Origin of the sequence: Mycobacterium sp. (genome assembly GCF_050701675.1) — a bacterium.
Taxonomy (GTDB): domain Bacteria; phylum Actinomycetota; class Actinomycetes; order Mycobacteriales; family Mycobacteriaceae; genus Mycobacterium.
In genome coordinates, this window is sequence record NZ_JBOGDD010000613.1 from 1 (window position 1) to 5,984 (window position 5,984).

The 5,984-nt window shown below is 69.1% G+C and carries 6 protein-coding genes and 1 pseudogene; 6 read left to right on the top strand and 1 reads right to left on the bottom strand.

From position 1 onward, the window contains the following. From ACRDUX_RS18890 to ACRDUX_RS18900, 3 genes and pseudogenes are all read left to right on the top strand, one after another. A pseudogene (locus tag ACRDUX_RS18890) lies at positions 1–137 on the top strand (DUF4350 domain-containing protein); the annotation flags it as partial. Further along, the gene (locus ACRDUX_RS18895; RefSeq protein WP_526415552.1) at positions 134–1,108 is read left to right on the top strand and encodes an AAA family ATPase; all 975 of its coding nucleotides are present in this window, start codon (positions 134–136) and stop codon (positions 1,106–1,108) included. The pseudogene ACRDUX_RS18890 and the gene ACRDUX_RS18895, both read left to right, overlap by 4 nt. Then, positions 1,108–2,430, top strand: a complete 1,323-nt coding sequence (locus ACRDUX_RS18900) for a DUF58 domain-containing protein (RefSeq protein ID WP_526415553.1) — start codon at positions 1,108–1,110, stop codon at positions 2,428–2,430. Before ACRDUX_RS18895 ends, ACRDUX_RS18900 begins: the two co-directional genes overlap by 1 nt. Positions 2,431–2,454: 24 nt before the next feature. Here ACRDUX_RS18900 and ACRDUX_RS18905 read toward each other — a convergent pair whose 3' ends face one another. Next, positions 2,455–3,447: a stage II sporulation protein M gene (locus ACRDUX_RS18905; protein WP_526415554.1), complete on the bottom strand. Its 993-nt coding sequence runs from the start codon at positions 3,445–3,447 to the stop codon at positions 2,455–2,457. Between the two features lie 28 nt (positions 3,448–3,475). Between ACRDUX_RS18905 and ACRDUX_RS18910 the strand changes: the two genes are divergently transcribed. The 3 genes from ACRDUX_RS18910 to ACRDUX_RS18920 form a co-directional block, all read left to right on the top strand. Next, the gene (locus tag ACRDUX_RS18910) at positions 3,476–4,354 is read left to right on the top strand and encodes an RDD family protein (protein ID WP_526415555.1); all 879 of its coding nucleotides are present in this window, start codon (positions 3,476–3,478) and stop codon (positions 4,352–4,354) included. Between the two features lie 48 nt (positions 4,355–4,402). Then, positions 4,403–4,975 (top strand): TetR/AcrR family transcriptional regulator, encoded by a 573-nt coding sequence (locus ACRDUX_RS18915; RefSeq protein ID WP_526415556.1) that lies wholly within the window; start codon positions 4,403–4,405, stop codon positions 4,973–4,975. 41 nt (positions 4,976–5,016) lie between these two features. Continuing rightward, positions 5,017–5,984, top strand: a 968-nt coding sequence (locus ACRDUX_RS18920; RefSeq protein ID WP_526415557.1) for an MFS transporter, incomplete at its 3' end; no start/stop codon positions are given.

Consider the following 5,984-nt stretch of genomic DNA (forward strand, 5'->3'; position numbering starts at 1 on the left):
CCATCACCCGACGCGTGCAACACGAGCCGAGCGCCGTCGGGTACGCACTGTTCGGACATCCGCCCACCGACGACGCCGAACTCGTCAACCTCGCCCGGCTACTGGACGACATCGAAAGGCAGGTCGCCAACTCGTGACTCAACCCAAGACTTCGGCATCCGATCAGGACGGCGCCCGAAACGCCTTGCTGGCGTTGCGTTCCGAGATCGCCAAGGCAGTCGTCGGACAGGATGCGGTGGTGAGCGGGCTGGTCATCGCACTGCTGTGCCGCGGCCACGTACTCCTCGAGGGGGTGCCCGGTGTCGCCAAGACCCTGTTGGTCCGCACCTTGTCTGCGGCCCTGCAGCTCGAGTTCAAGCGCGTGCAGTTCACCCCCGACCTGATGCCTGGCGACGTGACGGGATCGTTGGTCTACGACGCCCGCACCGCCGAGTTCGAGTTCCGAGCGGGCCCGGTGTTCACCAATCTGCTCCTGGCCGACGAGATCAACCGGACGCCACCCAAGACGCAGGCGGCGCTGCTCGAGGCCATGGAGGAGCGACAGGTCAGCGTCGACGGCGAGCCGCGGCCGCTGCCCGACCCGTTCATCGTCGCGGCGACGCAGAACCCGATCGAGTACGAGGGCACCTACCAGCTGCCGGAGGCGCAGCTCGACCGCTTCCTGTTGAAGCTCAACGTGCCGCTGCCGCCGCGCGATCAGGAGATCGCGATTCTGTCAAGGCATGCAAGCGGTTTCGACCCGAGGGACCTCTCGGCCATTCGGCCGGTGGCGGGCCCGGCGGAGCTGGCAGCGGGCCGCGAGGGCGTGCGTCAGGTTCTGGTGGCCGACGAGGTGATGGGCTACATCGTCGACATCGCAGGGGCGACGAGGCGTTCCCCGTCGTTGCAACTCGGGGTCTCGCCCCGCGGCGCGACGGCTCTGCTGGCCACCGCGAGGTCGTGGGCGTGGCTGTCGGGACGCAACTACGTGACACCAGACGACGTGAAGGCGATGGCACGTCCGACGTTGCGGCACCGCATCGCGCTACGCCCGGAGGCCGAGCTCGAGGGAGCCACCCCCGACGGAGTCCTCGACGGGATCCTGTCCGCGGTGCAGGTACCGCGCTAGTGGTGCTCACCGGCCGCACCGGGCTGGTTGCGGCGATCTGCGTCTTGCCGATCGGCGTATCGCCGTGGCCTGCAGTGGCATTCGTGGTCCTGCTGGGGCTGCTCCTGCTGGCGGTCGCGGTCGACGTGGCGTTGGCGGCGAGCGCCAGACGGCTGCGCTTCAGCAGGCTTGGTGACGGGGCGGCGCGGCTTGGCGAGCCCGTCGCCGCCGCATTGATCATCGAGAATCCAGGGCGACGGGAGTTCCGCGGCAGGGTGCGGGACGCGTGGGCACCGTCGGCCCGCGCCGAACCACGCACCCACGAGGTGCGTGTCATGGGCGGACAACGACTCCGAGTGGACACGACGCTGCGGCCCATCCGTCGCGGCGACCAGCACTCGGCGCTGGTCACCGCGCGCTCGCTCGGACCGCTTGGGCTGGCGGGCAGGCAGTGCTCGCACCGCGTGCCTGCGCAGGTACGGATCCTTCCCCCGTTCCTGTCGCGCAAGCACCTTCCGTCCCGGCTGGCCAAGCTGCGCGAGCTCGACGGCGCGATCCCGGTGTTGATCCGCGGCAAGGGCACCGAATTCGACTCGCTGCGGGAATACGTGGTCGGTGACGACGTCCGCTCCATCGACTGGCGTGCCACGGCCCGGCGGGCAGACGTCGTGGTCCGAACCTGGAGGCCGGAACGGGACCGCAGGGTCGTCATCGTCCTCGACACCGGACGGACGTCGGCCGGCCGTGTCGGCATCGATCCGACGGCGAGCGACCCGAGCGGCTGGCCCCGGCTGGACTGGTCGATGGATGCCGCGCTGTTGTTGGCGGCGTTGGCATCTCGCGCTGGCGACCACGTCGACTTCGTGGCGCACGACCGGGTGCCGCGGGCGGGTGTGTACAACGCGACTCGCACCCAACTGCTACCTCAGCTCGTCGAGGCGATGGCGCCGCTGCAGCCCGCGTTGATCGAGTCGAACGCACCTGCGATGGTCGCGACGATTCAGCGGCGCATCAGGCAGCGTTCGCTGGTGGTTCTGCTGACCGACCTGAATCCCTCGGCGCTCGACGAGGGTTTGATGGGCGTTCTTCCGCGCCTCTCGTCGAGGCATCAGGTGGTGATCGCCGCCGTCAGCGATCCCCGCGTGGATCTGCTGGCGGCCGGTCGCGCCGACGCCGCACAGGTGTACGACGCCGCTGCGGCAGAGCGTTCCCGCAACGACCGCAACGCCATCGCCACGCGGCTGCGGCGCCACGGCGTCGACGTGGTCGACGCGATGCCCGACGACCTGGCCCCGGCGCTGGCCGACCGCTACCTGGCGATGAAGGCCAGCGGCAAGCTGTAGCGCCCCCACCCGCGAGCAGGTTGGTCAGCCCGTCGGCACCAGATCCGGCGCGTTGTCCACGTCCCCGGTCTCGCCCGCGCGAACCGCCTTGCGCCCGAAGTGGATCACGTAGGTGAGGAAGGCGATCTCGGCCGCGACGCCGACCGCGATGCGCAGTGCCGTTGGCAGCGAAGACGGCGTGACAAGTGCCTCGATGAGACCGGACACCAGCAGCACGACGACCAGCCCGACGGCGACCGACACGACGGCACGGCCCTGCTCGGCGAGGACCTGCCCGCGGGGGCGGTCACCGGGAGAGACGACCGACCAGCCGAGTCGCATCCCGGCGGCCGCGGCGAGGAACACGGCGGTCAGCTCGAGCAGCCCGTGGGGGGCGAGCAGGCCGAGGAAGACGTCGGCCTTGTCGGCGTCGAACATCAGCCCGCCGACCACCCCCAGGTTCGCGGCGTTCTGGAAGAGAACGTACGGAATCGGCAGGCCGAGGAATATCGCGTAGACGATGCACTGGGCGGCCACCCACGAGTTGTTGATCCACACGCGCAGGGCGAAGGAGCCTGCCGGATTCTCGCGGTAGTACGAGGCGAACTCGTGGTTGACCAGTTCGGTGATGTCCGACGGCGTTCCGACCGTGGCCTGCACCTCGGGATTGCCCGCCACCCAGACGCCGATGACCGTGGCGACGGCGAAGAACACGACGGCGCAGGAGAGCCACCACCGCCAGGACCGGTAGGCGGCGACGGGGAAGGACACGGTCCAGAAGCGGGTGAACTCGCTCCACAGCGGGGCATGGGCGCCGGTGACGGCTGCGCGTGCGGTGGCGACCAGCCCCGACAAGGTGCCGACCAGCACCGAGTCGGCCGAGTCGCTGCGCACCATCGACAGGTGGGTCGACACCCGTTGATAGAGGTCCACCAGCTCGTCGACCTCGGCGCCGGTCAGCTTGCGGCGTCGCTTGACCAGGAACTCGAGCCGGTCCCACGCCGGCCGGTGGGCCAGCACGAAGGCGTCGACGTCCACTCCACGAACACTAGTAGCGTTGGCTCCTATGGTGGCCCAGCCGGAGCCGATGATCACGGGCGACGCCGTGGTGCTCGACGTTCAGATCGCGCAGCTGCCGGTGCGCGCGCTGGCCGCGTTGATCGACCTCACCGTCGTCTTCATCGGCTATCTCGTCGGCGTCACGCTGTGGGCCGTCACGCTCTCGACCCTCGACGACGCCCTTTCGGCGGCGGTACTCATCATCTTGACGGTCCTGGCCATCGTCGGGTATCCACTGATCTTCGAGACCACGACCAGGGGCCGGTCTCTTGGCAAGATGGCACTCGGCCTGCGCGTCGTCTCCGATGACGGTGGTCCAGAACGGTTCCGCCAGGCGCTCTTTCGCGCACTGTCGGGATTCGTCGAGATCTGGATGTTCGCCGGGGGGCCTGCCGTGATCTGCAGCATGGTCTCGGCGCGAGGCAAGAGGATCGGCGACGTGTTCTCCGGCACCATGGTGATCAGCGAGCGTGGGCCCAAGCTGAGCACACCGGTTCCGATGCCGCCGGCGTTGGCGTGGTGGGCGTCGTCGCTGCAGCTGTCCGGGCTTCGGCCCGAACAGGCCGAGCTGGCGCGCCAGTTCCTTTCCAGGGCAGCACAGTTGCAACCGTCGTTCCGCGACCAGATGGCGTACCGCATCTACTCCGAGGTGCTCGCCCAGATCTCCCCGCCACCGCCCCCCGACGCGCCCCCACCGCTCGTGTTGGCCGCCGTTCTGGCCGAACGGCACAACCGGGAGCTGGCGCGGCTGCGACCCACCGCCGCCCCGCCGTGGCCCAGCCTTGGGCCGCCTGCCCCAGCACGGTTCGCCTACCCCGGCGCGGCAGTGACCCCGACGGGTCCGGCGCCACCCGCGCGGTCGGATGGGTTCACGCGCCCCGATTAATGGGACACCACTGTCCCATTTTGACCAAGCCGTGCTAGATTGAGGCACATGAGCGCACCAATACCGATCGAGGGTGGATCGCGCTCGAGAACCCGGAGGGCGATTCTCGATGCCGCGATGTCAGTGCTCGCCGAGAATCCCGCCGCATCGCTCGGCGACATCGCCACTGCCGCAGAAGTCGGACGCAGCACGCTGCACCGGTACTTCGCGGAGCGCTCGGACCTGCTTCGCGCAGTCGCGCTTCACGTACACGCGCTGAGCAACGCGGCAATCGAGCACGCAGAGCCCGATTGCGGACCCCCGGTCGAAGCGCTGCGCCGGGTGGTCGAGTGCCAACTCGACCTGGGGCCAATCGTCCCGTTCGTCTACAACGAACCGACCGTCACCTCGGACCCCGAGGTCGCAGCCGAACTCGACACCGGCGACGAGGTCATCGTCGAGGTGCTCGACCGCGCGGCCACGCAGGGTTCGGCGGGACCGCCGGGGTGGCCGCGACTGGTCTTCTGGGCCCTGCTCACCGCCGGATACGACGCCGCGAAGCAGGGCACCCCGCGCGTCCAGATCGTGGACGCCATCATGGCCAGTCTCACCCAAGGCACCATCAACCCGAATCAGTCTTGACGCCAACGGTTCTCAACCGGGCGTAGTTCTCAGGAGCAGGAATGTCCACCCAAGCGGACGTCGCGACGACGTCCACGAACACACCGCGCCGCGCCTGGTTCGCGCTGGCTGTTCTCATGTTGCCCGTGCTGCTGATCGCCGTCGACAACACCGTGCTCGCGTTCGCGCTGCCCAGCATCGCCGAGGAGTTCCGTCCGGCCGCCACCACCCAGCTGTGGATCGTCGACGTGTACTCGCTGGTGCTGGCCGCACTGCTGGTGACGATGGGCAGCCTCGGCGACAGGATCGGCAGACGCCGCCTGCTGGTGATCGGTGCGGCGGGCTTCGCCGTGGTATCCGCCGCGGCGGCGTTCGCACCGAGCGCCGAATACCTGGTCGCTGCGCGCGCTCTGCTCGGCGTCTTCGGCGCGATGCTCATGCCGTCCACGCTGTCGCTGATCCGCAACATCTTCACCGACGCGTCCGCGCGCAGGCTCGCCATCGCGCTCTGGGCGTCGTGCTTCACCGCCGGTTCCGCGCTCGGCCCGATCGTCGGCGGCGCGCTGCTGCAGCACTTCCACTGGGGTTCGGTGTTCCTGGTGGCCGTGCCGATCCTGCTCCCGCTGTTGGTGCTGGCGCCGCGGCTGGTTCCCGAGTCACGGGACCCGAACCCGGGACCACTGGACCCGGTCAACGTGCTGCTGTCGCTGACGACCATGCTTCCGATCGTCTGGGGCATCAAGTCCGCCGCGCACGACGGGTTCTCCTGGTTCGCGGTGGCCGCCTTTGCGATCGGCATCGGATCCGGGTTCCTCTTCGTCCGGCGCCAGCGGCGCAGTGCCACCCCGATGCTGGACGTCGACCTGTTCCGCTCGGCCCCCTTCACCTCGTCGATCCTCGCGAACTTCCTGTCGATCGTCGGGCTCATCGGGTTCATCTTCTTCATCTCGCAGCACCTGCAGCTCGTCCTCGGCCTGAGCCCGCTGGCCGCTGGCCTGGTGACGCTTCCCGGCGCCGTGCTCTCGATGGT

Excerpts from the sequence above, each read along its gene's own strand:
- ACRDUX_RS18910 (WP_526415555.1), top strand. The coding sequence starts at position 3,476 with ATGGTGGCCCAGCCGGAGCCGATGATCACGGGCGACGCCGTGGTGCTC.
- ACRDUX_RS18915 (WP_526415556.1), top strand. The coding sequence starts at position 4,403 with ATGAGCGCACCAATACCGATCGAGGGTGGATCGCGCTCGAGAACCCGG.